The sequence below is a fragment of the Fusibacter sp. genome, assembly GCF_057447755.1.
Map to the genome: position 1 here is coordinate 1 of NZ_JBVBZF010000294.1, position 4,394 is coordinate 4,394.

The following is a 4,394-nucleotide window of genomic DNA, read 5'->3' on the forward strand; positions in this document are numbered from 1 at the left end:
AAAGGGCCCAGTATATACTGGACCCTTTGATGTTAAACTCGTTAGAGTTTAAGCCACCTCTTTATTTTCAATTTAAACGCCCCCTTTCTGAAAGATTTAACCGGTCAAGCTTATTATCTCATGGCTGCCAAAACACTTAAAGGGAAAGAACAGCTTAAACTATTGTTTCTCATGTGTTTTTTTTATAGACAATTTTTTTAACAGCAGCTTCACTCATATAATACTTGTTGGCAATAAAGCTCAAGGACTTGCCCGTTTTAAAATCGGATAAAATGTTCGCATTTCGTTGATCCAGCTCAGCACGCAAGCCAGTTTTCATACCCCATGCTTTTCTTCTAGAGGACTTGGGAATATAAATTACGGTTCCTTCAATATATTTCTGCAATTCCTCGAGAAGATTTGCTGGCAGTATCTCCGCAGCATTTTTGTAGTTCAATAAATTCTACCTCCTGTGTTTTGACAATCCATAAGTTACAGTTAGTTTTCATTGAACATCACTCCTCTCGTTTTATGATTTCGCCAGTGGCGATACAAATATTATATCAGAAATTCAGAAGATTGAATACGCTTTAAACACTTTATAGACTAGCTTGACGATTTAGCCTTCATTGATCGAGTCGCCACGATGTTGATGCCTGTACCTAAGATATCCTCTATGATGATATCCCCCATTTTAACGGGTGCAGTGACTTCAACTGTGTTAATTACTTTCATGCAATCAAACACAAGCGTTTTAGGTATTGGTTTCTCCGTCTTTACCGGGAGTCGGTTTAGAATTGCACCCTTTATTTTTACAGTGGTGGGTAGCATCCTAGTGGGGGCTGTTAGCTCTTTATTGGCGTAGACCTCACCCCGAGGACATTTATTGCCAAAGACTCTAAAGCCGTTTTCTTTGGACTCATCTTTTTCAATCGTGAGATGACAACCCAGTGGACAGACGATACAAATCAACTCATTTGGAATCAAGATGGAACCACCTCCTTGACGATTTCAACCGAAATGGACTTTACAATAGAACTAAGCAAGCTCTTTTCAAGGATGATGTTTTCCATCTCACCAGGTGCAAGGTGACGCCTTTTTACTTCTTTAATGGTAACACCATCGGCTTTTACCACCAGTTTGGCATTGTGATAAACCTTCTTGACTCTCATGAAGAGGTTAACTTGGTCTTCAAGGTTTTCAAAGCGTAGGTTTTGAGGCACGATATAGGTGATGCCCTCGCACGAAGAGGTACTAATTACATTGAAAACTACATTAGATGATTCCAACACATATTTGGCAGCATTATAGCCTGCACGTCTACTTTCTTCTGTAACAAAATCCACCAAGTCATGTACATGTACCACGTTGCCACAGGCAAAAATCCCTTCAACTGTTGTTTCCATAGCTTCGTTTACAATTGGGCCGCTGGTTCTTGGATCAATCTCAATGCCTGCTTGTTTAGAGAGTTCGTTTTCGGGAATTAGACCGACTGAGAGCAACAAGGTGTCACATTCGTACGCCACTTCAGTACCCGCAATGGGTTTAAGATGGTCATCCACTTTGGAAACGACCACTGAAGTCACGCGGTCCCTGCCTTTGATTTCAGTGACAGTATGGCTTAACAATAATGGAATGTCAAAATCATTTAGGCACTGTACGATGTTTCTTGTGAGTCCACCTGAATAAGGCATCAATTCCGCAACCGCTAGTACTTTAGCCCCTTCAAGTGTCATTCTCCGGGCCATGATGAGGCCAATATCACCTGAGCCGAGGATTAGGACGCGCTTACCGACCATATACCCTTCCATATTTAAGTACCGCTGTGCGGTGCCCGCGCTGAAAACGCCTGCTGGTCTAGAGCCTGGAATTGCAATGGCACCTCTGGTGCGTTCTCTACAGCCCATTGCCAATATAATGGCCTTGGCCTGAATCCTCATAAAGCCATCGATTTCATTCATGGCTTTTATAGTTCTATCGGATTGGATTTCAAGCACCATGGTGTCCAGTTTATAGTCTATGCCCATTTGAACCAACTCATTGATAAAGCGTTCCGCATACTCGGGTCCTGTAAGCTCCTCTTTGAAAATATGGAGTCCAAAACCATTGTGAATACATTGCTGCAAGATACCACCTAGCTCTCGGTCTCTTTCAATGACGAGGATGCTTTTTATGCCGTTTTTATGGGCCTCAATGGCACTTGCAAGTCCGGCTGGACCGCCACCAATGACGACAATATCATAATTCATATTACATGCCCCCTTATTCTGATTTTGTCTTGCCAAGGAGTACTTGGGACGATGGGCCTTCTTGACAGATGTCTGTCATTTCAAGTTTGAGCTCTCTTGAGAGTATTTCCATAACCCTTGGACCACAGAACCCACCCTGACATCTTCCTGCACCAGGTCTAACACGGCGTTTGATGCCGTTCAGTGTTCTGCCACCGCAATTTCGGTGGATGGCATCGATAATTTCCCCCTCTGTGATCATCTCGCAACGGCAAATGATGCGGCCGTAGGTGGGATTTTCTTTGATGAGTGCCTGTTTTTCAAGATCTGTCAAATGCTCAAATTTAATTCTTTTTCGACGATTTTCTATAAAATCGTTTCTATATTGCGCTTTGAGTATTTCAGAAATTTCCTTTGCCACATAAATGCCGATTGCGGGTGCACTGGAAAGTCCTGGCGACTTCATACCAGCGATGTTATAAAATCCATCTACCTTGCTTGGTCCTATGATAAAGTCTCCTGTTGAAGGTTCAGCTCTTAGGCCTGAAAAAGTTGTAATATTTTCTTTAAAAGGTATGTTTGTAATAAGGTCACTTGCTGACTGTTTGACATATTGAAGACCTTCTGAAGTCGTTTCTGTGGCCTCCTTGGCATCAAGAGGTAAATCTTCAGAATTTGGTCCGATGAGAAGGTTGCCATCCACAGTCGGAACGATTAAAGTTCCCTTGCCTAGCTTTGAGGGACATGGAAAAATGATTGAATGCACATGACCTTTGGCGGTCTTATCCAGTAGATAATACTGTCCCCTTCTTGGTGTAATGGAGAACTCTGGATCATGACAAACCATTTCATAGACCCTGTCGGCATATACCCCAGCTGCATTTAAGACATACCTTGCTTTGACAGTTTCACGTCCGTTTGAAATGACAAAATGCTGGTCTTCTTTTTTGATACTTTCGACCTGAAAGTTAAGCCTTAAGTCAGTACCATTATCCATTGCATTTTCAATATAGGCCATGGTGAGCTCCCAGGGTTCAGTAATACCTGCAGTAGGGGCATAGAGTGCAGCGATGGCATTTTCCGAAATATGAGGCTCTAGTGCTCTTAAAGCGTCTTGGTCGATAATTTTTAGATCGGGAATGTTCAAACGTTCGCCGTTGCGCTTTAAGGCTTCCAGGGTGAGGAGGTCTTCTTCATTGAAAGCACAAACAAGTGAACCTATGCGCTGAAAAGGAACGTCTAATACTTGACAGATATCCCCAAATAGCCTGTTGCCCCATGCATTGAACTTGCCTTTGTTGGTATCAAAAGGGGCATCATATCCTGCGTGAACGATGGCGCTATTGGCCTTTGAGGTACCTGTTGAAACATCGTTATCTCTTTCGAGAATCAGAATTTTTAACTTATATCTAGTAAGTTCTCTTGCAACGGCAGCGCCAATGACACCTGCCCCGATTATAGCCACGTCATACATGATTTAAACCTCCATGACTTAAAATAAACATCTATATCCTTAGTGCAAATATTAAAAAGAGCCATCACAAACAAGCCTAATCAAAGGCTGACTTGTGATGGCTCTCATTCTCTTGCCATTTATTTTCTATTAATTTTATTATATCAAACTTGATTCTAATAAGGAAGTTAAATAAATCACTCCGCATCTTCCCATGCCTTAGAACGTTCGACAGCCTTCTTCCAACCCTTATAGAGCTTAGCTCTCTGGTCTTCATCAATTGTATTTTGGAATTGTCTTCCCATGGCCCAGTTTTCTGCGATTTCCTCTTTTGATTTCCAGAAACCAACTGCAAGGCCAGCAAGGTAAGCGGCACCAAGAGCGGTTGTTTCCGTTACTTTTGGGCGGTCAACATCTACTCCCAAGATATCTGATTGGAACTGCATAAGGAAATTATTAACCGTGGCACCACCATCGACCTTTAGTGATGCAAGCTTGATGTTAGAATCCTCTTGCATGGCTTCAAGGACATCTCTTGTCTGATAAGCGATGGATTCCAGTGTGGCTCTAATAATATGGTTCTTGTTAGAGCCCCTTGTCAAGCCGACGATACTGCCTCTTGCATACATGTCCCAGTAGGGTGCCCCAAGCCCTGCAAATGCAGGTACGAGATAGACGCCGTTAGTATCTTCAACCTTTGATGCGAAGTATTCCGTATCAGCAGCGTCAGAGAT

Annotated in this window: 5 protein-coding genes; all 5 read right to left on the reverse strand. The window is 42.6% G+C overall.

Annotated features, from left to right (window positions below):
• Nucleotides 1–169 precede the first annotated feature (169 nt).
• Entirely contained in the window at nt 170–436 is a 267-nt protein-coding gene (locus AC220I_RS18750) for a CD3324 family protein (protein ID WP_486725390.1), read from the reverse strand.
• A gap of 149 nt (nt 437–585) precedes the next feature.
• Nucleotides 586–963: a DUF1667 domain-containing protein gene (locus AC220I_RS18755; protein WP_486725394.1), complete on the reverse strand. Its 378-nt coding sequence runs from the start codon at nt 961–963 to the stop codon at nt 586–588.
• Nucleotides 963–2,228 carry an NAD(P)/FAD-dependent oxidoreductase gene (locus AC220I_RS18760; RefSeq protein ID WP_486725391.1) on the reverse strand — a complete coding sequence of 422 codons (1,266 nt, stop codon included), beginning with the start codon at nt 2,226–2,228 and terminating at the stop codon, nt 963–965. The genes AC220I_RS18755 and AC220I_RS18760 overlap by 1 nt, the downstream gene beginning before the upstream one ends.
• Nucleotides 2,229–2,241: 13 nt before the next feature.
• Nucleotides 2,242–3,681, reverse strand: a complete 1,440-nt coding sequence (locus tag AC220I_RS18765) for an NAD(P)/FAD-dependent oxidoreductase (protein ID WP_486725392.1) — start codon at nt 3,679–3,681, stop codon at nt 2,242–2,244.
• A 176-nt stretch (nt 3,682–3,857) separates the two neighbouring features.
• Nucleotides 3,858–4,394, reverse strand: a 537-nt coding sequence (locus tag AC220I_RS18770) for an FGGY family carbohydrate kinase (RefSeq protein ID WP_486725393.1), incomplete at its 5' end; no start/stop codon positions are given.